18 protein-coding genes are annotated in these 21,557 nt (G+C 66.5%); 3 read left to right on the top strand and 15 right to left on the bottom strand.

The window, feature by feature from the left end; genetic code table 11:
* Positions 1 to 29 precede the first annotated feature (29 nt).
* Positions 30 to 770: a proteasome-type protease gene (locus AC5P6E_RS01755; RefSeq protein WP_164193314.1), complete on the top strand. Its 741-nt coding sequence runs from the start codon at positions 30 to 32 to the stop codon at positions 768 to 770.
* 80 nt (positions 771 to 850) lie between these two features.
* Here the strand turns inward: AC5P6E_RS01755 and AC5P6E_RS01760 are convergent, their stop codons facing one another.
* The 4 genes from AC5P6E_RS01760 to AC5P6E_RS01775 all read right to left on the bottom strand — a co-directional run bounded on the left by AC5P6E_RS01760 (position 851) and on the right by AC5P6E_RS01775 (position 5,239).
* The gene (locus tag AC5P6E_RS01760) at positions 851 to 2,362 is read right to left on the bottom strand and encodes a hybrid sensor histidine kinase/response regulator (RefSeq protein ID WP_010480961.1); all 1,512 of its coding nucleotides are present in this window, start codon (positions 2,360 to 2,362) and stop codon (positions 851 to 853) included.
* Between the two features lie 4 nt (positions 2,363 to 2,366).
* Entirely contained in the window at positions 2,367 to 2,807 is a 441-nt protein-coding gene (locus AC5P6E_RS01765; RefSeq protein WP_005411057.1) for a response regulator, read from the bottom strand.
* On the bottom strand, positions 2,804 to 4,621 hold the full coding sequence (locus AC5P6E_RS01770) for a sensor histidine kinase (protein ID WP_313470902.1): 1,818 nt from the start codon (positions 4,619 to 4,621) through the stop codon (positions 2,804 to 2,806). Before AC5P6E_RS01770 ends, AC5P6E_RS01765 begins: the two co-directional genes overlap by 4 nt.
* A gap of 231 nt (positions 4,622 to 4,852) precedes the next feature.
* On the bottom strand, positions 4,853 to 5,239 hold the full coding sequence (locus AC5P6E_RS01775) for a BON domain-containing protein (protein ID WP_010480966.1): 387 nt from the start codon (positions 5,237 to 5,239) through the stop codon (positions 4,853 to 4,855).
* Positions 5,240 to 5,409: 170 nt separating this feature from the next.
* Between AC5P6E_RS01775 and AC5P6E_RS01780 the strand changes: the two genes are divergently transcribed.
* Positions 5,410 to 6,453: an oxidoreductase gene (locus tag AC5P6E_RS01780; protein WP_043401642.1), complete on the top strand. Its 1,044-nt coding sequence runs from the start codon at positions 5,410 to 5,412 to the stop codon at positions 6,451 to 6,453.
* Between the two features lie 355 nt (positions 6,454 to 6,808).
* Here AC5P6E_RS01780 and gnd read toward each other — a convergent pair whose 3' ends face one another.
* From gnd to AC5P6E_RS01815, 7 genes are all read right to left on the bottom strand, one after another.
* Positions 6,809 to 7,714, bottom strand: a complete 906-nt coding sequence (gene gnd, locus AC5P6E_RS01785; RefSeq protein WP_010480971.1) for a phosphogluconate dehydrogenase (NAD(+)-dependent, decarboxylating) — start codon at positions 7,712 to 7,714, stop codon at positions 6,809 to 6,811.
* Between the two features lie 10 nt (positions 7,715 to 7,724).
* A complete protein-coding gene (locus AC5P6E_RS01790; protein WP_495230633.1) occupies positions 7,725 to 8,963 on the bottom strand; it encodes a hypothetical protein in 1,239 nt (412 codons plus the stop codon).
* A gap of 17 nt (positions 8,964 to 8,980) precedes the next feature.
* Entirely contained in the window at positions 8,981 to 9,580 is a 600-nt protein-coding gene (locus AC5P6E_RS01795) for a DUF2242 domain-containing protein (protein ID WP_049452827.1), read from the bottom strand.
* Positions 9,581 to 9,823: 243 nt separating this feature from the next.
* Positions 9,824 to 12,001, bottom strand: a complete 2,178-nt coding sequence (locus AC5P6E_RS01800) for a carboxy terminal-processing peptidase (RefSeq protein WP_010480977.1) — start codon at positions 11,999 to 12,001, stop codon at positions 9,824 to 9,826.
* Positions 12,002 to 12,249: 248 nt separating this feature from the next.
* Complete coding sequence (gene lipA / locus AC5P6E_RS01805; protein ID WP_057504306.1) at positions 12,250 to 13,260, bottom strand: lipoyl synthase; 1,011 nt, start codon at positions 13,258 to 13,260, stop codon at positions 12,250 to 12,252.
* A gap of 17 nt (positions 13,261 to 13,277) precedes the next feature.
* Entirely contained in the window at positions 13,278 to 13,988 is a 711-nt protein-coding gene (gene lipB, locus AC5P6E_RS01810; protein ID WP_032130311.1) for a lipoyl(octanoyl) transferase LipB, read from the bottom strand.
* Entirely contained in the window at positions 13,976 to 14,254 is a 279-nt protein-coding gene (locus tag AC5P6E_RS01815) for a YbeD family protein (RefSeq protein WP_005411067.1), read from the bottom strand. Before AC5P6E_RS01815 ends, lipB begins: the two co-directional genes overlap by 13 nt.
* 263 nt (positions 14,255 to 14,517) lie before the next feature.
* On the opposite strand from AC5P6E_RS01815, the gene AC5P6E_RS01820 reads away from it, so the two are divergent.
* Entirely contained in the window at positions 14,518 to 15,591 is a 1,074-nt protein-coding gene (locus AC5P6E_RS01820) for a lipid A deacylase LpxR family protein (protein WP_329835934.1), read from the top strand.
* Between the two features lie 122 nt (positions 15,592 to 15,713).
* On the opposite strand, the gene AC5P6E_RS01825 is transcribed toward AC5P6E_RS01820, so the two are convergent.
* From AC5P6E_RS01825 to rodA, 4 genes are all read right to left on the bottom strand, one after another.
* Positions 15,714 to 16,931, bottom strand: coding sequence for a D-alanyl-D-alanine carboxypeptidase family protein (locus AC5P6E_RS01825; protein WP_010480982.1), 1,218 nt, complete (start codon positions 16,929 to 16,931; stop codon positions 15,714 to 15,716).
* 101 nt (positions 16,932 to 17,032) lie between these two features.
* Complete coding sequence (locus tag AC5P6E_RS01830) at positions 17,033 to 18,310, bottom strand: septal ring lytic transglycosylase RlpA family protein (protein WP_329835932.1); 1,278 nt, start codon at positions 18,308 to 18,310, stop codon at positions 17,033 to 17,035.
* Positions 18,307 to 19,452, bottom strand: a complete 1,146-nt coding sequence (gene mltB / locus AC5P6E_RS01835) for a lytic murein transglycosylase B (protein ID WP_043401630.1) — start codon at positions 19,450 to 19,452, stop codon at positions 18,307 to 18,309. The genes AC5P6E_RS01830 and mltB overlap by 4 nt, the downstream gene beginning before the upstream one ends.
* A 989-nt stretch (positions 19,453 to 20,441) precedes the next feature.
* Positions 20,442 to 21,536 carry a rod shape-determining protein RodA gene (rodA, locus tag AC5P6E_RS01840; RefSeq protein WP_171954641.1) on the bottom strand — a complete coding sequence of 365 codons (1,095 nt, stop codon included), beginning with the start codon at positions 21,534 to 21,536 and terminating at the stop codon, positions 20,442 to 20,444.
* Positions 21,537 to 21,557 lie beyond the last annotated feature (21 nt).

Here is a 21,557-nt window from a genome sequence, read left to right on the forward strand (position 1 = left end):
ATCCGGGACGCACATGATAGGGCACCGACATGACCTATTGCGTTGGAATCGAGGTGGACGAGGGCCTGGTCTTCGCTGCCGACACCCGGACCAATGCCTCGCTGGACGATGTGCGCGTGCACCGCAAGCTGCACGTGTTCGAGTACCCCGGCCAGGCAGCCTACGTGCTGATGGCGGCTGGCAACCTGGCCACCACCCAGCTGCTGGTGTCGCGCCTGGGGCGCGACGCCAGTGAACGACGCACGCCCAACCTGCACGACATGACCCACCTGTTCGAGGCTGCCGAGTACGTCGGCCAGCTGCTGGTGGACAGCCAGGTGCACAGCAGCCACAGCGAACATGGCCACGATGGGGTCAACACCCAGGCCACGCTGATCTTCGGCGGCCAGATCGCCGGCGAGCGGCCCGGTCTGTACATGATCTACCCGCTCGGCAACGCCATCGCCGCCTCGCCGGAGACGCCCTACCTGCAGATCGGTGAGTCCAAGTATGGCAAGCCGATCCTCGACCGCATTCTCAGCCCGACCACCCGCCTGGAAGACGCGGCGCGCACGGCGATCGTCTCGCTGGACTCCACCATCCGTTCCAACCTGTCGGTGGGCCTGCCGATCGATCTTGCGCTGCTGCGCGACGGCGAGCTGCGCATCGGCCAGCAGCTGCGGCTGGGCGCGGATTCAGCGTTGTATGCCGACATCCATCAGAACTGGTCGCGGCGGCTGGAACAGGCGGTGGACGCCCTGCCGCGGTTCCCCTGGGAAACCGTGGATTGATCGACCTGACCTGCCGCCGGGCACGGCCCGGCGCTACCGAAGGCGGTGGGTAGCGCCGGGCCATGCCCGGCGACGCTTACTCAGCCCAGCGCTTCGGCCACCGCGCGGAAGACCTGCTGCATCTGCAGCGGCTTGCGCAGCACATGCACCTCCACACCGGCCGGGAATGCATCGGCCGAGACCGGCACCGCAGGGTCCTCCAGCACCAGCGCCGGGCCGCGATAGCCCAGTGCCGCCATCTCGCCCAACAGCTGGCTGGCCGGCAGCAGCTTGGAGCCGGCGTCGGCGATCACCAGTGCCGGCAACGCCTCCTGCTGCATCCAGCGCAGCGCAGCCGGGCCGTCGGACGCCAGCTGCAGCTGGTAGCCCTGGCTGGACAGCGCATTGCCCAGCAGCGACAGGCGCGTGGCTTCGCCATCGACCACCAGGATCGACTGGCCACTGCCCAGTGCCACCAGCTGTTCGATCGGCTCACTGCCATCAATGGCGTCGTGCATCGGCAGGCGCAGCTCGAAGCAGGTGCCCTGCCCCGGCTGGCTGCTGACGTGGATGCTGCCGCCGGCGCCTTCAACAATGCGTTTGCAGGAGATCAGGCCCAGGCCGGTGCCATCGGCCTTGGTGGTGAAGAATGGATTGAACAGATGCGACAGTGTGTCCGCATCCATGCCGATCCCTTCGTCAGCCACCCGGATGTGCATCCAGTCCACGCCATCGCGCTGGCCGGCATGGCTGGCGGTCAGGCTCAGGCGACCGCCGTTGGGCATCGCCTGGATCGCGTTGAGCGCCAGGTTCAGCATCACCTGCTGCAGTTCGGTGTAGTTGGCGTCGACCACCAGGCCTTCGTCCTGCACCTGCAGTTCCAGGCGCACCGCATCGGGCACGTTGCTGCGCAACAGCAGCGCCACCGCATCGAACAGGCCATCGATCTCGATGCGTTCGCTCGGCTTGCGCGAACCGCGCACGAACGACAGCATCGATTCGGCCATCTCATGGCCACGGCGGCCGCACTCGGCGATGACATCGGCCAGATGGTGCAGCTGCGGATCGTCGGTTCGCGCCTTCAGCAGGTCCGGCATGATCAGCAGCGGCTGCAGGATGTTGCGCAGGTCGTGACTGAGGCCGGCGGCGAGCAGCGACAGGCTTTCCAGGCGCTGTGCGCGCATCAGTTCGGTTTCCACCCGAGCACGCTCGATCGCGCTGCGTGCATCGCGGATCGCACGCGCCACTGCCGACGGCAGGCGCGCCGGCAGGTGCTTGATGATGTAGTCATTGGCGCCCTTCTGCAGCGCCGCCACCGCGTTCTCCTCACCCATGGTGCCGGAGACGAAGATGAAGGGCACTTCCGGTGAGGTTTCGCGCACGATGCGCAGCGCGTCGTCACCGGAGAATCCCGGCATGCTCAGGTCGGACAGCACGATGTCCGGCTGGAACGCGACCAGTGCCTGGCGCAGTTCAGCCTCGCTCTCGACACGCTCGAAACGGGCCTCCAGGCCCGCATCAAGCATCTGTTCGGACATCAGCTCGGCATCTTCCGGTGAGTCCTCCACCAGCAGGATGCGCAGCGCCCCCAGGGCGGGACCGGTCAGGGGCATGGGCTCACTCGAGTTCCGGTGCCTGGTTGATCAACGCCCAGAACTTTCCCAGGGTCTGCACCGCGCCGAAGAACTGGTCCACGTCCACCGGCTTGACCACATAGGCGTTCACGCCCATGTCCCAGCTGCGGGCCAGGTCACTTTCCTCGCGCGAGGACGACAGGATCACCACCGGCAGGCGCTTGAGCTCTTCGTGCTCGCGGATCTGCCGCAGCACTTCCAGGCCATCCATGCGCGGCATCTTGATGTCCAGCAGCAGCACCGCCGGCAGGCCTTCCTCACGGTTGGCAAAGGCACCACGGCGCAACAGGTAGTCCATCACTTCCACGCCATCCTCGACGTGCACGATGGGGTTGGCCAGACGCGCCTCTTCCAGGGCGTCGATCGCCATTTCGGCATCAGCCGGGCTGTCTTCGGCGAGAAGAATGGTGCGCAGAGTGGTCATGCAGAAGGCCCTTGTTTGTCCGCATCGATCGCGGGAGGCAGGTAGAAGTGGAAGGTGGCGCCGACGTCCGGTTCAGCCTCGGCCCAGATACGGCCACCATGACGGGTGAGCACGCGGCGCACGCTGGCCAGGCCGATGCCGGTACCCGGGTAGTCGCTGGCCTTGTGCAGGCGCTGGAAGACACCAAACAGCTTGCCGGCGTAGGCCATGTCAAAGCCTGCACCATTGTCGCTGACCGTGAACTGATGACCGCCGTCAGGCTGCGGCTGGTAGTCCACGCGGATCTTCGCCGGTTCACGGTTGCCCGAGTACTTCACCGCGTTGCCGAGCAGGTTCAGCCAGACCTGGCGGATCATGTTCTCATCGCCCACCACGATCGGCAGCGGTGCGATGCTCCACTCCACATGGTGCGCATGGCCGCTGTTCTCGGCCTCGGCCTGCAGGTTGGAATCGAGCATGGCGCGGGTATCGGCCACCAGCGACTGCATGTCCACCGCCTGCTGGCGCATTGCCGCGCGGCCCAACCGCGAATACACCAGCAGGTCGTCGATCAGTGCCGCCATGCGCCGCGCCGAACTGGAGATCACCTCCAGGTAATGGCGGCTCTTGTCATCGGCGGCGTCGCCCAGATGGCGCGACAGCTTGTCGGAGAATCCGGCCACGTGGCGCAGCGGCGCGCGCAGATCGTGCGAGACCGAATAGCTGAAGGCTTCCAGTTCCCTGTTGACCTCGGACACCTGCGCAACCTTGCCTTCCAGCTGGCGGTTCAGTTCCTCCACCCGCAACTGCACGGCACGCTGCACGGTGACGTCGCTGACCGTGAGCAACACCACTTCGTCGTCGGTGTCCGGCAGCGGCATGCGCCGTGCATTGAGCAGCATGTAGCGCACCATGCCATCGGCAGCGCGCTGTTCATGCTCGAAGTCCCACAGTTCGCGGCCGCGCAACAGCACATCGGACAGTCGCTGGCGCATAACGGGATCTTTCCACGCGCCGTCGCCGACAGTATCCAGCAACAGGCCATCGGCGCGTTCATCCTGCAGCCCGTACAATTCGGCGAAGGCAGGGTTGTGCAGCTGCACGCGCAGGTCGCGGTCGAGCAGCACGATCGGTTCACGCACGGTCTGCAGCACCGAGGCTGCACGTGCGGCCGAGCGCAGCGACTGCCGTTCGGCATGCAGGCGTCGACCAATCTGCCGCTGCAGCAGCCACAGCACCAGGCCGAGCAGCGACAGCTGGATCACCAGCGAACTCCACGATACCAGCTCGGTCTGCTTGCGCTGGCGGGCAGCCTGCTCGGCACGCTGTGTCAGCAGTTTCTGCTCGCTGGCCTGCAGTTCCTCCACCAGGCCACGGATCGGATAACGCGTGCTCAGATCCTGCACCAGCTCGCGCTGATCACTGTTGGGCTCGGACTTTGCCAGTTCGCGGGCAAGCGCCATGCGCCCTTCCAGCATCGACTCGATGCGGCCGATGCGGATCAGCTGATCAGGATTGTCGCGGGTCATCCGCCCCAGTTCAGCCAGGCGCCCGGGAAGGTCATTGGCTTTGGCCATGCGCTCGCGCAGGCCAGGTGCGTCCACGCCCTTGGACAGGGTCAGCGCAGCCGATTCGACATCGCGTACATCGGCCTGCAGCTGTTGCAGCGCCACACCGACGGCCTGGGTATGGTTGACCCAGGCCATCGCCTCTTCGCTGTCCTGCTGCAGTTTGCGCAGGGTCAACCACGGCACCACGATGATCGCGGCAGCGGCCAGCGCCAGGGCCGGCAACCGCCAGCGGTCCCAGATGTCATCACTGAAAACCAGCGCCATAGTTCCTCGTCAGCACAGCCGCAAAGCGTCTGCCGTTACCGGCCCCACTGCGGCGGAACCGGCAATATAGCGCAGGCGGTCACGACTCTGGAATTTCCAGCGCGGTTGGCTGAACGGGTTCGGAATTCGATGCTGTAGAGCCGAGCCCACGCTCGGCTGCCTTGGAGTTCCAGCCGAGCATGGCTCGGCTCTACAGGTCAGTGGGCGCCCCGCATGGGGCGCCCACCGGGGTCAGCGCTTGGCAGCAGCACTGACCTTCAATGCAGCGGCATCGACGCGGGTCACGCCCTTGATGCCCTTGGCGGTGGTGACCGCCTTGTCCTTCTCGGCCTGGGTCGCCACGGCGCCACTGAGGCTGACCACGCCGTTCACCGTTTCCACCTTGATCTCCGTGCCCGGAACGTTGCTGCTGGCCAGCAGATCAGCCTTCACCTTGGTGGTGATCCAGCTGTCGGTCACCGGCTCGTTGGAATCATGGCGGTCGGCGTGGGTCATTGCCGAATGATCGGTCTTGGGGGGACTCTTCGCGGCCGGATCCTTGGCGAATGCGGCCGAGGAGGACAGCGCCAGGGCCAGCGTAAGGGCCGAGGCAATCAGCGTGCGGGTCGTATTGCTCATCGTGTCGTACTCCTGCGGAATGTGCTGCCAGTCTGGACAAGTAGGCGTAGAGCACGCGTGGCGCTGCGGTCACGCTGCCGTGAATCGACCCGCATTCAACGGCAACGGTTCAGTTTGGGGTTGCCGTCGCGGGTCGTTTACCCTGCCCTTCCCACTGCCGGAGCTCTGCCATGCGCCCCGACCTGCATCTGGCCCTGATCGGCTACGGCCTTGCCGGTCGCGTCTTCCATGCGCCCCTGATCCAGCACACGCCGGGCCTGGTGCTGCACAGCATCGTGAGCTCGCAGCGCGACACGCTGCTGCGCGCGTTCAGCGACGTGCACGTGCGTTCCACGCCGCAGGAGGTGTTCGACGATCCAGCCGTGGATGCCGTAGTGATCGCCACGCCGAATGAACAGCATGCGCCGCTGGCAATCGCGGCACTGGCTGCGGGCAAGCATGTGCTGGTCGACAAGCCGTTCGCGCTGGACGTGGCCCAAGCGGAAACGGTATTGGCTGCGGCACGCGATGCCGGACGCATCGCCACCGTGTTCCAGAACCGGCGCTTCGATGCCGACTTCCTCACGCTGCAGGCGCTGCTTGCGGACGGGACGCTCGGCAACATTGCCGAATGCCATGCGCACTTCGATCGCTACCGTCCACAGGTACGCGACCGCTGGCGCGAACAGGATGGCCCCGGCAGTGGCCTGTGGTACGACCTGGGCCCGCACCTGCTGGACCAGATGTTGGTGCTGTTCGGCTGGCCCGAGGCGGTCGATGCCGATCTGGCCGTGCAGCGCGAAGGTGGCAGCGGCATCGATTACTTCCACGCGGTGCTGCACTACCCGCGGCATCGCGCGATCATCCATTCCGGTTCGCTGGTGGCGGCGCAGACGCCGCACTTCAGCGTGCATGGCAGCAAGGCAAGCTGGATCAAGCACGGCCTGGACGTGCAGGAGGCGCAGCTGCGCCGCGGTGTGGCACCCGGTGCGCCAGGCTGGGGTATCGATCCGCGGCATGGTGAGCTGGTGCGCTGCGATGCCGAACACAACGTGCAGCGCACGACGGTCGACAACCTGCCCGGTGACTACCGGCGGCTGTATGCACAGTTCGCGGCGGCGATGCATGGCGACGGAGAAGCCACGGTCAGCCCGGTGCAGGCGTTGCAGCTGATGCGGCTGCTGCAGGCCGGCATGGACAGTGCGCGCGAAGGGCGGCGAATCGCGTTGGGATGATCGGCAGGGCTGCGCCCTGCACCCGCAGAAGCGGTAGTGCCGGCCGCTGGCCGGCAACCTCAACAGCAACAGCAAAAGCCGGCTATCCGTGGGATGGCGGGGTGGGTCCGGTTGCGGGGGACGCCGTAAACCCTTCCCTGGGGGCTTGGCCGCGGCATCCATGCCGCGGACACCCCCGCAACCGGACCCACCCCGCCTTCGACAGTTTCCCGCGGCTGTTGGTGGGTGCCGACCGTTGGTCGGCACAGTAGATCCACGCCATGCGTGGATGGCGTGGAAATGATCGGAATGCGCTCGTGTGGCCTCATGGGGTCGGAGCCCTTTCCTGCGGAAAGGGCTCCGACCCCAGCAAGGCTTACGACTTCTTGATGGCGTGGCCGCCGAATTCATTGCGCATCGCCGACAGCAGGCGGTCGGTGAACGAATTGGATTCACGCGAGCGAAGGCGTTCCAGCAGCGACAAGGTGATCACCGGTGCCGGCACATCCAGTGCAATCGCTTCGGCCACGGTCCAGCGGCCTTCACCAGAATCCTCCACGTACGGCACGATGCCATCCAGCGACGGATTGCGCTTGAGGGCTTCGGTGCTCAGGTCCAGCAGCCACGAGCGCACCACGCTGCCGTGGCGCCACACCTCGGCCACCTGGGCCAGGTCCAGCTCCATCTCCTGCTTGCGCTCCATCAACGCGAAGCCTTCGGCGTAGGCCTGCATCATTCCGTATTCGATGCCGTTGTGGACCATCTTGGTGAAGTGGCCGGCGCCAGACGGACCGACACGTGCCCAGCCGCGATCTTCAGCCGGTGCCAACGTGCGCAGCAGCGGTGCGATCTGCTCCACCACCGGCGCTTCGCCACCGACCATCAGGCTGTAGCCCTCCTGCAGGCCCCACACGCCACCGCTGGTGCCGCAGTCGACGTAGCCCAGATCGTCCTCGGCCAGCGCCTTGGCGCGGCGGATCGAGTCCTGGTAGTTGGAGTTGCCGCCGTCGATGACGATGTCACCCTCGGCCAGGTGCGGGGTCAGCTGGCCCAGGGTCTGGTCGACGGTTTCGCCAGCCGGCACCATCAGCCACACCACGCGCGGCACCGGCAGTGCGGCTACGGCCGCGGCCAGAGAATCAACCACCTCCAGGCCGGCCTCGGCGGCGCGCTGGCGGGCGCCTTCGCCCGGGTCGTAGCCGACCACGCGGTGGCCGCCGCGATGCAGGCGCTGGGCCATGTTGGCGCCCATGCGGCCGAGACCGATCATTGCAATATCCATTGTTTCACCTTCAGTTGGGGTCTAGGGTCAGGCTGCCTGGCCTGCCGGTAGCCGCGCAGTGGCGCAGCTGCGCCTCGCGCCAACGCCGGTAGAGCGTGGTATGCAGATTGTGCACCGCCAGGTCGATCGAAAACGGCGTTCGTGGGTTGCGATCAAGCAGGCGGGCGATGTGGTAGCCGATGGGACGTATACCGCGTGGATGCACATAGATCACGAACTGCTGGTAGAACGGATCGTCCAGCAGTTGGTCCATGCGTGCCAGCGTGGCGTGGTAGCGCGGTTCCAGCCGTGCACGAAGGTCCGGGTCGCGCTCGAACAGCAGGCGCTCGAAGTAGCGCTGGCCGATCCGCGGGATGTCCTGCGCGAGTTTCCATAGTTCGACATTGCGCTGGTCGTACCAGGCCAGGCCGCCGTGGGTGGCCAGGGCCTGCGCAGCGTCCGCGCCCACGTCAACCACCACGAAGTTCTCGGCCTGGTTGCTCAGGTCGTCCAGCGTGCCCTTGTCGTACACATGTTCGATGAAACCGGGCACGCCCACGAACGCCTGTTGCCCCATCGCCGAGGTGCGCACCGCCTTGCCATCGGCGAAGAAATCGCCGGAATGAGCGCCGAGCAGAATGCTGTCGGTACCGTGCAGGGCGAGGAACGTGCCGATCGACAACTCCTCTGCGGCAAATTCGGCGTCGAATGCAGCATCGCCATACAGCTCGCGCTGGGCGGACAGCTGCGCGACCTGGCGGCCGACTCCGCATTCGGCGCGCACATTGCCGCTGTAGAACGCCTGCAGCGCCTGGCTGTTGCTCGCAGTGGGCACGAAACCACGGCCGAAACTTCGCGTGCGCTGCCAGCCATGCGCGCGCGGCCCCTGCAGGCCGAAGCCGATCCAGCCCAGCTGCGGGCCGGAAAAGCGGAATTCTGGATTGCCCTGCAATGCAGTAGCGGCACGTTGCGTGGCTGCACCCAGCTGGAACGCATAGGCGCAGACCGTGGCCGGATCGTCCAGCAGCTGCTGCAGCAACGCCTGGCGCGCTGTAGCAGACATGTCTGCCGGCCAGCGCACGTGCAGGTCGCCGGCAGCCTGCGACTCGGCCAGCGACGCGCGCGTACACACTGCGCCGCCGTGGACCTGCGGCGTACTGAGCGCGGCTTCATCGAAACGCCAGCCCAGCCGCTGCAGCAGCCCCTGCGTACAGTCGGCGGCTGTGGCCGCCATGCCCAGCACGGGCGCCAGCAGCAGGGCCGCGCCCATCAACCCGCCGTGCACGTTCAGCCCTGGTCCGTGCGGGCGGGTGCGGGCTCAGGAACTGCAGAGGGCGGCGGCGGCAACGGTGATGGCATGCCCGCAGCCGGCGGCAGGTACTGCTGCAGGCGCTGGAAGAAGCGGCGATAGAAATCGGCGTCGGTGACCGTGCTGCTCGCCACTTTCACCAACGAATCGTCGTTGCTGCCGAACGGCAGCGATACCGAGCCCAGCGCACCGACACCGACACTGGCTGAGGTCGGGCTCTTCTTCAGCGCATAGCGGTCCTGCACCGCACTGACGAACACCAGCGTCTGGTTGCCACGCGGCGCGCAGGAGATGCGCAGCACCAGCTGCTCATGGTCGTCTTCGCGCGGCTGGAAGTTCTTGTTGCCTTCCACCTGTGCGTCATCGGCACGGGCGATGGCATAGCCCTGGCTGAGCAGGGTGCGTCGCGCGGCTTCACAGGCTTCGCCCGGGCGGCCATCGACGGTACGCGAGAACGTGTCGCCGGAGTCGAAGGATTCGCGCAGCAGGGTACTGTCGGCGGTGCGGCCACCACAGGCCGACAGGATCAGGGCACTGCCAAGCGCCACAACAGCACTGGAAAGACGGGAGGCCCGCATGGGTACTCCTGCGAGGACGGTACCGCCAAGGGTAGTCCTGCGGCCGTGTGCGGCGGGTCGAAACCGGCATGACCGCGCCACCCCGTTGCTGCCTGTTCATGCACAAAAAAGGGACGGAGGGGATTAAGTCATTTGTGGCATGTGGCTCGCCGGGCATGGCCCGGCGCTACCGGGACGGAGGCACCCAAACGAAAAGGGGCCGGCAATGCCGGCCCCCCTGCGGTATCGCATGCCGTCGCCGGCTCAGTCCGCCCAGCGACCGGCGCCGGTGGACTGCGGCAGCACCTGCGCCGACAGCGGGCGGTCGCTGGCCAGCAGGTTCACCGCATCGGCCAGGATCGAAGCCGACTCGCGCAGCAGCGGGTCAGGACGCTTCTCAGCAGCCTTCTCGCGTGCGGCATCCTTGACGATGTCGCGCTCGTTGCCCGTCAGGCCGTCGTCGTTGCTGTCATCGGCCAGCGGGTCCAGGGCCAGGCCCAGTTCCTTGCGCATTGCCTGGCGCTCCTTGCGCTGGGTGTCCTGGCGCTCACGCTCGGCGCGGCGGGTGGCCTCGTTGAGCGAGATGTACTTCTTCGCGGCCTCGGTGCGGAACTGCTGCACGTCCTCGTTCCACCACTGGAATTCCTTGTCGGCGGCAATGCGCGCGTCATGGCGGGTTTCCAGCTTCGGCAGCAGCGGCGCGAAGTTGCCGTACTGGGTGTGCGGCACGGCAGCGATGCGGGTCCACGGCAGCGCGTTGTCGTAGGTGCTCTCGCCGAACTCGGTGGCATCGACGCTGGCCGGGAAGGCCAGGTCCGGCACCACACCCTTGTGCTGGGTGCTGCTGCCGCTGATGCGGAAGAACTGGGCGATGGTCAGCTTGACCTGACCGAAGCGCTGGGTCTCACCACTCGGCCAACGGTCGAGGTCGACGATGTTCTGCACCGTGCCCTTGCCGAAGCTGGTCTCACCGATCACAAGGCCACGGCCGTAATCCTGGATGGCACCGGCGAAGATCTCCGAAGCCGAGGCCGAACCGCGGTTGATCAGCACCGCCAGCGGGCCATCCCATGCCACGCCCTGGTTGCGGTCGCTGTTGACGGTAACGCGGCCACCGGACTCGCGCACCTGCACCACCGGGCCCTGCTCGATGAACAGGCCGGTCAGTTCAATGGCTTCGTCCAGCGAACCACCGCCGTTGTTGCGCAGATCCAACACCACGCCATCCAGCTTGTCGTTCTTGAAGCCGGCCAGCAGCTTGGCCACGTCGCGGGTGGCCGAAGCGTAATCGGCCGCATTGCGGCGACGGCCTTCGAAGTCCTGGTAGAAGGTCGGCAGCTTGATCACGCCGACCTTGCGTGCCGGCTCCCCGTTGGCGGCCGGAATGGTCATGGTCTCGCCCTTGGCAGCCTGTTCGGCCAGGCGCACCTTCTGGCGGGTCAGCACCAGGGTGTGGTGCTTGCCGTCGGCACCTTCAGCGGCCGGAATGAATTCCAGCTTGACCTGGGTGTCCTTGGCGCCACGGATCTTGGCCACGACATCGTCGATGCGCCAGCCGATCACGTCCTCGACCAGGCCGGACTTGCCCTGGCCGACGCCGACGATACGGTCACCCGGCTTCAGCGTGCCGTCCACCGCAGCCGGACCACCGGCGATGATCTCGCGGATCACCACCACGTCGTCCTGGCGCTGCAGCTGCGCACCGATGCCTTCCAGCGACAGCGACATCGCCTGGTTGAAGTTCTCGGCGGTGCGCGGGGTGAAGTAATCGGTGTGCGGATCGACCGCGCTGGTGTACGAATTCATGAAGAACTGGAAGACGTCTTCGCCCTTCAGTTCATTGACCGACTTCTCCAGCGTCGCGTAGCGTTTGTCCAGCGTCTTGCGGATGTCGTCCGGCTTCTTGCCGGCCAGCTTCAGGCGCAGCCAGTCGTTCTTCACCGACTTGCGCCACAGCTCATCCAGTTCGGCGCTGCTGGCCGCCCACGGCACCTTCTTGCGGTCGTATTCGAAGCGCTCGTCGGTGGTGAAGTCCGGCTCCTGCTTGAGCAGCTTGCGCGCATAGGCCACACGTTCGCCGACGCGCTGCTTGTAGACCGCGAACACCTGGAACGCCGGCTCCAGCTCGCCGCCACGGATGGCCGAGGAGATGTTGGCTTCGAACGGCGCGAAGCGCGCCACGTCGGCCTGGGTGAAGTACTGCTTGCCGCCGTCCAGCGTCTCCAGGTAGCGCTTGAACACGTCCTTGGAGGTGGCCTCGTCCAGCGCGCGCGGGCGGTAGGCATAACGGCTGTCGGACAACAGGCCGTACACCAGCTTGGAGGTGGTCACCTGATCGGCGGTTGCCGCGGCGGGCAATGCCGGCGAGTCGGCCTTGGCCGCCAGCGCCAGCGGCGCAACCAGCGCCAGGGCCATCAGGAATGCGGGGGCTTTGAATTTCATTGACGTGCTCGAAGGCGCCTTGCCAAGGGGGAGACTGCGTGGTGTTCAGACACCACGACAGTGCCGAAAGTTGCCGGGTTTGTCACCCGGCCGCGCTCGGTGGAAAACCAGCCTAGCGGGGCCGGTGTAGCAAATTGTGAATGCAGGGCAAGGCGTGCGGACCAACGGTCCGCACCCACCGGTAGCGCCGGGCCATGCCCGGCGAGCGCAGCGGGAGGGAACCGCCGGGCATGGCCCGGCGCTACCGGTCAGGAAACCCCTGCGCCCTTGGCCTGGACATCGGCGTGGTACGACGAGCGCACCATCGGGCCGGAGGCCACGTGGCTGAAGCCCAGTTCGTAGCCGTAGACTTCCAGCGCCTTGTAGTCCTCGGGCGTCCAGTACTTCAGCACCGGGTGGTGGTGCGCGGTCGGCTGCAGGTACTGGCCGATGGTGATCATGTCCACGTCGTGCGCGCGCAGGTCACGCATGGTGGCCTTGATCTGTTCGAAGTCTTCGCCCAGGCCCAGCATGATGCCGCTCTTGGTCGGCACGTCCGGGTGCTGCGCCTTGAAGTTCTTCAGCAGGTTCAGCGACCACTGGTAGTCCGCACCCGGGCGCACGTTGCGGTACAGGTCAGGTACGGTCTCGATGTTGTGGTTGAACACATCCGGCGGGTTCTGCGCCAGGATCTCCAGCGCACGTTCCATGCGGCCCTTGCCGCGGAAGTCCGGGGTCAGCACTTCGATGCGGGTACCCGGCGACTTTTCGCGGATGGCGGTGATGCAGTCGACGAAGTGCTGGGCACCGCCGTCACGCAGGTCATCACGGTCGACGCTGGTCACCACCACGTACTTCAGGCCCATGTCGGCCACGGTCTGGCCGAGGCTGGCCGGCTCGTTGGCATCCGGCGGCTTCGGGCGGCCGTGGGCCACGTCGCAGAACGAGCAGCGGCGCGTGCAGACTTCACCAAGGATCATGAAGGTGGCGGTGCCGTGGCCGAAGCACTCGTGGATGTTCGGGCAGCTGGCTTCCTCGCACACCGTCACCAGGCGGTTCTCGCGCAGCTTGGCCTTCAGGTTCTGCACGGCATTGCCCGAAGGAATGCGCACGCGGATCCAGGACGGCTTGCGCAGCACCGGCGCGTCGGCGAACTGCACCGGCGAGCGGTTGATCTTGTCACCGCCCAGCTGCTTGACCCCGGCCTGCAACGGCGCGGCGGACGGAGAGTCGCCCTGCACGATCTGCAGGGGAATGGAACGGGCGGTGGTTTCAGTCATGGCAGTTCCGGGGGCGGTCAGGCGGCCGCAGAAAGATCAGGCAGTTCGGGCGTGGGCTGCAGCAGCAGGCCGAACTGGCGGGCCAGGTGGTCCAGCAGCACCGGCTTGACGGCCTCCATCCCGGAGGGCCCGCCCAAGTCTACTACCGAGGTCACCTGCAACCCCTGATAGCCACAGGGGTTGATACGGTGGAAAGGTTCCAGGTCCATGGCCACGTTGAAGGCCAGGCCATGGAAGGTACAGCCGCGGCGCACGCGGATGCCGAGCGCGGCGATCTTGGCGCCACCGACGTAGACGCCCGGGGCGCCCTCGCGGCGTTCGGCACCGATGTTCCACTCGGCCAGGGTATCGATGATGGCCTGCTCGATGCGGCATACGTAGTCGCGCACACCGATGCCCAGCCGTGGCAGGCGCAGCAGCGGATAGACCACCAGCTGGCCGGGGCCGTGATAGGTCACCTGGCCACCGCGGTCCACGTGCAGCACCGGGATCTCGCCCGGCGCCAGCACGTGCTCGTCCTTGCCGGCCTGGCCCAGGGTGAATACCGGGTCGTGCTCGACCACCCACAGCTCATCGGCGTCGGCCTCGCTGCGCTGGTCGGTGAAGCGCTGCATGGCGCGCCACACCGGCTCGTACGCCTGGCGGCCGAGGTCGCGGACCAGCGCCGGACGCGGCGCGCGGTCTTCCGGGGCGGCTTCGGCCGGGCAGCTGTCGGCTACAGCGTCCACTTCACTTCCGGGTGGTCGCGCAGCGCCTGGTGCGCCAGGTCGTACTGTTCGCGGCTCTCGGCCTTGAACACGATGCGGACGGACACGTACTTGCCGTTGGAGGAATGCTTCCAGCTGATGCGTTCATTGACGACATCGATGCCGGCAGCCAGCAGCAGGCGGGGGAGCTCATGTTCCAGGCCGCGGTTGGCCGGGCCCATGGCACTGAGCTCGAACTGGCCGGGGAACTGGAAGCCGTGGTCGGGGTTGTCGGACTTGATTTCCATGCCCCCCATTATCGGGCCGCAGGGCAACAAACCCAAGAGTATTCATCAACGTCAAACAGTGCACCGGTGAGTCGCTGCGTTGCAGCTGAACGGCCGTTCAGCATTGGCCCCGGCCCCGTGGCGCACCGCAGGACAGGGCAGGATTGTCTTCACGAGACAATGTCGTTTTCGGAACAGACAAGTGATCCGAACGCGCTCGTTCCATCACGTTCGCGCGAGTACCGTGTCGCAGCATATAACGACAGACAGAAACAACTTCTCACATGAGCCCCCCTTCCCAACGCCGCCTTGCAGCCCTCGGGCTGTCAGGCCTGCTGGCTGCTGCCCTCCCCCTTGCCGCCCAGGCGGCCGAACAATGTGGTCCGGACGCAATGCGCGACCACCCGCCGCAGGTCAATTTCCGCGTCGACAATGACCTGTTCGGCGGCCGCCACCAGGACCAGGGCTACACCAACGGTGCACTGTTGACCCTGGTCTCGCCCAATCTGGTCGATTACACCGACGACCCCTGCCTGCCGCGCATGGCGCGCTGGGTGAACCAGTACCTGGAAGGGCTGCACCCGGGCAAGTTCGAACAGCAGAACATGATCTTCAGCATCGGCCAGGGTATCTTCACCCCGACCGATTTCAGCCGCAGGGACCTGATCGAGGACGACCGCCCTTACGCTGGCGTACTGATCGCAAACTTCGGTTTCAATGCGCGCAGCGGCGACCGCCTGCAGACCACCCAGCTGACGCTGGGCGTGGTCGGCCCGTGGGCACAGGGCGAGCAGGTGCAGAACGCCGTGCACGACGTGCTGGGCGACGAGAAATTCAAGGGATGGGACAACCAGCTGCACAACGAGCCGCTGTTCATGCTGACCCACGAGCGCATGCGTCGCTGGCCGGGCGATGCCAGCGTCAATGCCGACGGCTGGGGTTGGGACGCCATCAGCCACTACGGTGGATCGATCGGCAACCTGGAAACCAAGGCCAACCTCGGCGGTGAAGTGCGCTTCGGCTGGAAGCTGCCGGACGACTTCGGCAGCACGCCGTTGCGCCCGGCCGGCGAGAACACGGCGCCGACCCGCGGTGGCCGTCCCAATGGCTGGTCCTGGCACCTGTTCGCGACCTCGGACGCTGCCTGGGTGATCCGCGACATCACGCTGGACGGCAACACGTTCCGCAACAGTCACAGCGTGGACAAGCGCCATGTGGTGGCTTACGGCGGCTACGGCGTGGCCGTGATGTACGGACGCTGGAAGTTCGCTGCGGCGCGTTACCACAGCACGCGCGAGTTCAACGGCCAGCGCGAAGCACCGGTGTTCGGCAGCTTCACCATCAGCCGGTCTCTGTAGGTAGGTGCCGACCGTTGGTCGGCACACCGGTTGATGGCAACGACAGTCGAGCATGGCTCGACTCTACAGAACGAAAAGGCCGGCATTCGCCGGCCTTTTCCTTCACCACGCCGGGGCGTGGATCATTCCGATTCCCACCACATCCAGAAGCTGTCCCACAGGCGCTTGAAGAAGCCGGCCTGTTCAACGGCAGCCACCGCCACCAGCGGCGCTTCAGCCACCAGCTTGCCATCCAGCATCACCTTCACGGTGCCGATCTGCTGGCCGGCGGTGAACGGTGCTTCCAGGGTCTTGGGCACATCGATGCTCGGCTTCAGGTCGTTGTAGCGGCCGCGCGGCACGCTCACCAGCATCGGCTGCGCCACGCCCAGCTGCACCTTGTCGGTGGTGCCCTTCCAGACCTTGTGCTCGGCTACGGCCTTGCCCGGTTCGTACAGGCGGTGGGTCTCGAAGAAGCGGAAGCCCCAGTTCAACAGCGCCAGGCTGTCATCGGCACGCTGCTTTTCCGACTGGCCGCCCAGCACCACGGCCACCAGACGCTGGTCACCACGCTGGGCCGAGCTCATCAGGCAGTAACCGGCTTCCGAGGTGTGACCGGTCTTGATGCCGTCCACGCTGCCATCGCGCCACAGCAGCAGGTTGCGGTTCGGCTGCTTGATGTTGCCGACCTGGAATTCCTTGATCTTGTTGTACGCGTAGGTTTCCGGGTAATCGCGCACCATCGCGCGGCCCAGCAGTGCCAGATCGTAGGCGCTGCTATGGTGGCCCGGAGCGGTCAGGCCATGGGCGTTCACGAAGTGCGAATTCTTCATGCCGATCTTGGCGGCATAGCTGTTCATCAGCGAAGCAAAGGCTTCCTCGCTGCCAGCCACGTGTTCGGCCAGGGCGATCGCGGCGTCGTTGCCGGACTGGATCGCCATGCCTTTTTCCATGTCTTCCAGGCGCGCGGTCTGGTTGACCGGGAAGCCGCTGTAGCTGCCATCGGTACCGGCGCCACCTTCGCGCCAGGCGCGCTCGCTCATCATCACCTGGTCATCCGCACGGACCTTGCCGTTCTTGACCTCGGCGGCGATCACGTAGGACGTCATCACCTTGGTGATGCTGGCCGGAGCCAGCTGTTCGTGGATGTTTTCACCGGCCAGCACCTGGCCGGTGGCGTAATCCATCAGCACCCAGGCCTTGGACACGCTGGGCGCGGGCGCCGGCGGAGTGGCAACAGTGGCCGGGGCGGCAGCGGCGGCAGGCGTCGGCGTGGCCGGGGTCGGCAGCGGCGTCTGGGCGGAAGCCAGGCCCACCACCAGGGTGGCGGCCAGGGCGGTGGCGGCGGAACGGAAATTCATTGGACAGCAGGCTCCAGGGGGACGGCCGGGAATGGAGGGTGGAACGTAACGGCCATTGTAAGGCCGGGGGAGCATGGGCCGGCAGCACCGGCCCGGGCGGATCAATCCTTCACGATCTGCGGCGAACCCAGGCCCAGACCGGCGATGCGGCCGGCAAGTTCCGCAGCACTGGCATGGTCGCTGGCGGGAACGCGCAGGCGGAACAGGGTGCGGCCACCGGCAGCGATGTCACTGATGGTCGCGCCGACGATGCCGGCGGCGTTGAGCTGGCCCATCGCGCGGTTGGCATTGTCGCGGCTGGAGAAGCTGGCGACCTGCACCATCACCGCGCCCACCACCTGCTGCGACAGGCTGGGTGCGGCCGGCGTGGTCGATGCACTGCGAACCGGTGCCGGTGCCACCGCGCGCGGAGTGGTGCTGGCCACGACAGCCGGAGCGGGCACCGTGCTGCGCACCGGCGGCGCGCTCGGCGGCAGGCTGCTGACCGCCACATCCGGCACGGTGCTGGCCACGCCCTGGGTGGTGGCCGGCTGGCCACGCGCAGGCATGCTGTCGCCCGGCAGGCGCTTGACCAGGCGATCGATGTCGCTGTCGGCTGTGGCGCGTGCAGCCGGCGTCGGGCGCGCGCTGGCCACGGTGGTGGTTGCGGCCGCTTCGGCAGCACGACGTTCGCGGCGCGAGGGCTTTTGCGCCAGCAGGTTGCCCTCGCCCGGCTGCAGCGCGCGCACCTCGACATTGCCGGTACCGCGCTGGGTGATGCCCAGGCGCACGGCGGCGGCGTAGCTGAGATCGACTACGCGGCCATCATGGAACGGGCCGCGATCGTTGACGCGCACGATCACCGACTCGCCGTTGTCGAGGTTGGTCACGCGGGCGAAGCTGGGCAGCGGCAGCGTCTTGTGCGCGGCGGTGAACTGGTACATGTCGTAGACCTCACGGTTCGAGGTCAGGCGGCCGTGGAACTTGGCGCCGTAGTACGACGCGGTGCCGCGCTCGACATAGTTGCGGGTGTCATCAAGCACTTTGTACGACTTGCCCAGCACCACGTACGGCGACTTGTTGCCGATCGCCGAGCGCTCCTCGGCGGTCACTTCCGGCTCGGGAATGCAGGCCACGTTGGGAATGTAATCCGGCGTGCTGTCGCGCACGCCCGGCTTGTACAGGCCACCGGCGGTGTAGTTGCCGCGGGTGCTCAGGTCTTCCTTGGCCGCCACGTACGGCGACCCTTCCGGGCAGTGTGCCGGGCGCGAGCCACGCCCCTGCACCAGGGTGCCGCCGGACTTGCCACCATGGCCGGCCGTGGCCGGCTTCTTCGGCGCGCTGCTGCAGGCAGCCAGCGCGAGGACGATCAAGCCTGGGACCAGCCATCTGATGTTCATGCCGGGGGCAGCTCCTGTCCGGCAATGGCCTGGGACAACTGGAACACGGCCATCGCGTACATCTTCGAGAGGTTGTAGCGGGTGATCGCGTAGTAGTTCTGGAAGCCCAGCCAGTACTGCTTGCCGGTGCTGCCTTCAAGCGTGATCGGGGTGGCGGTGGCGCCCGGCTGTACCGGCGCGCTCGGCTGGTAGCCGCGCTGCGCCAGGTCGGCCATCGACCAGGTCGGCATCCATTCGGTCGGATTGAACTCCTCGCGGCCCGGTGCCAGCGTGGCCGGCACGGCCACCTGGCCACCCCGCACCCAGCCGCCCTTCTTCACGAAGTAGTTGGCGATGGACGAGAACACGTCGTCGTAGCTGGTGAACAGGTCGCGACGGCCGTCGCCGTTGCCGTCCACTGCGTAATCCAGATAGCTGGACGGCATGAACTGGCCCATGCCCATCGCACCGGCATAACTGCCCTTGAGCGTGGTGATGTCCAGGTTTTCTTCGCGGCCCAGCTCGAACAGCTTGGCCAGCTCATCGCGGAAGAACAGCTCGCGGCGTACTTCGCGTTCCAGCTTGGCCGGGTCGCCGCTGCGCGGGTAATAGAAGGCCAGCGTGTACAGCGCATCGAGCACGCGATGGCTGCCGGCATTCTTGCCGTAGCTGGTTTCCACGCCGATGATCGCCACGATCACTTCGGCCGGCACACCGGTGCGCTGCTGCACGCGATCCAGCTCGGCGCGATGCTGGGCCAGGAACGCGCGGCCGCCATCGATGCGGGCCTTGCTGATGAACATCGGCCGGTATTCGTTCCACGGCTTGACCCGTTCGGCCGGGCGCGACATCGCGGCGATGATCGGCTGGCGCACCTGCGCCTGGTCGAGCACGCTGCTGATCTGCTCCGGCTTCAGGCCATAGCGCTTGGCGGTATCGGCAATGAAGCGGGCCCGTGCGACCTCGAACGGCACCGGGGTGAGATCGACCGGCGGCGCGGTGGCAGCGGCGGCTTCGGGCGCGGCCTCGGCCGGGCCATGGGCCTTGGCGGCGGGTTGGCGCGGCGTGCTGCTGGCCTGGGGCGAAGACGGTGGGGACTTCGGCTGGGTCGCGCAGGCGACCAGGCCGAGGGTGAGCATGCAGGCCAGAGTGCGTCGAATCATCGTCGCAGGTTAGCAGGTCATGGATGAATTAAAACCCCTAACACCATGAATCACAACGATTTGCCCGCGTTCAGCGGGAAATGTGAAGGCGTCGTGATCGCGCCTCCCCATTCAGATAGAGGTGGCCGGTTGCGTCCCCATCCCCGCAGACGCAACCGGCAACCGGATCCGGTCGATACCCGCGCGGCTGCCGCTCCCCAGTGGCAGTACCCCGCGCTCCCTGTATCCGTTGGATCAGTACTGCTCCCGCCCGACGCCCCCTCGCGCTGCAACGATTGACGGCGCGCCGTGCCGAACGGGCCGCCATTGTGCAGGCCGATTACGACAAGTCCATTGATCAGGATCAACGCGCTGTAAAAGTGTGAACCAGCTAACGTTTTTTCCGGACTTTGGTCAGCGGGTGTGCTGCCGTGCATCGTTGTGAGAACGCTTCCACAACGGGCGTTGCGCAGAGTCAGGAAGTTTCCAGCCAACGGCGCAGCCCCTCGTGGGTGGTGTCTGGGTGGTCGCGGAAAGGAGAAGCCGCGGGTGGGCCGGTCGGGTTGGGTACGCGGGGGACGCCGTGAATCCGTCCCTGGAGGCTTGGCAGCCGCATCCATGCGGCTGACACCCCCGCGTACCCAACCCGACCGGCCTCTGACAGATTTCGGAGGTCTGCCACCCACGGAGAAGAAAAAGAAGATCAAAAGCGGATCGCGACGCTGCGCTTGCTCGTGAGCCGAGCATGGATCGGCTCTACACAAGGCAATGAAGCGACCCGCCAGGCCGCCTTTGCTTTTGATCTTCTTTTTCTTCTCCGTGGGAGACGCGCACGGAACCTGTCCGTGGCCGGGTAGATGGGCTGCGCAGGGGCGTGAGCCGCATGGATGCGGCGACCGAGCTTACATGGACGTACTTGCAGCGTCCCCTGCGCAGCCCATCTACCCGGCCCCACCCATGAAGTGCTTTACGCGCCCACCCACGAGGGGCTACGCCGTTGGCTGGAAACCCTATCCCCCGTGCACGGGCCGGTGCCCACGCACCGCCATCACCAGTCCGATGCCGGCCAGCAACGAGACCGCCGATGTCCCGCCATAGCTGATCAACGGCATCGGGATGCCCACCACCGGCAGCAGGCCGGAAATCATTCCACCATTGACCAGTACATAGACGAAGAACGCCAACCCCAGGCTGCCGGCCAGCAACCGTGCATGCGTGTCGCGTGCGTGCACTGCGATCCACAGGCAGCGTCCGACCACGAACAGGTACAGCGCGAACAGCGTCGCCACACCGATCCAGCCGAATTCCTCGGCCAGCACCGAGAACGCGAAGTCGGTGGTGTACTCGGGCAGGAAATCCAGCGTGGCCTGCGTGCCCTGCCCCCAGCCACGCCCCTGCCAGCCACCGGAACCGATCGCGATGCGTGACTGCAGGATGTTCCAGCCGGTGCCGAGCGGATCTGCCGCCGGGTCGAGGAAGGTCAGTACGCGATCCTTCTGGTACTGCCGCAACAGCCCGAACCACGCCAGCGGTGCGGCCACCGCCAGCCCCGCCGCGCCCGTTGCCACCCAGCCCCAGTGCAGGCCGGCCAGCAACAACGCGAACACCCCGCTGGCAGTGACCAAGGTGGCGGTGCCGAGGTTCGGCTGCATCAGGATCAGCACGGCAGGAACGCCGATCAACACTGCGGCCGTCAGCACCGTGCGTGGCGAGGGCGGCAACGGCTGCCGGTGCAGGTACCAGGCCATCATCAACGGCAGGCTGAGCTTGAGCAGCTCCGACGGCTGCAGGTAGAAGACGCCCAGGTTGAGCCAGCGCTGCCCGTACTTGCCGGTGCCGATCACATACACCGCCATCAGCGGCAGCATCGACAGCGCATACAACGCCGGTGTCCACGCGCGCAGGCGCAGCAGCGAAACACGCGACAGCAGCCACATCGCCACCAGGCCACCGGCAAAGCGCGCCGCCTGCCCGGTCACTGGCCCGGACACGCTGTGCAGCACCGCCAGGCCCGCGCCCATCAGGATCAACAACGCGACCAGCAACGGCAGGTCGATCGTGCGCACCGCCTCACGGCAGCCGCCAAGCAGTCGTTTCCATTCCACGCGCGCCACGGTAGCAACGGG

This window comes from Stenotrophomonas sp. YJH_SMC_16 (genome assembly GCF_059367875.1).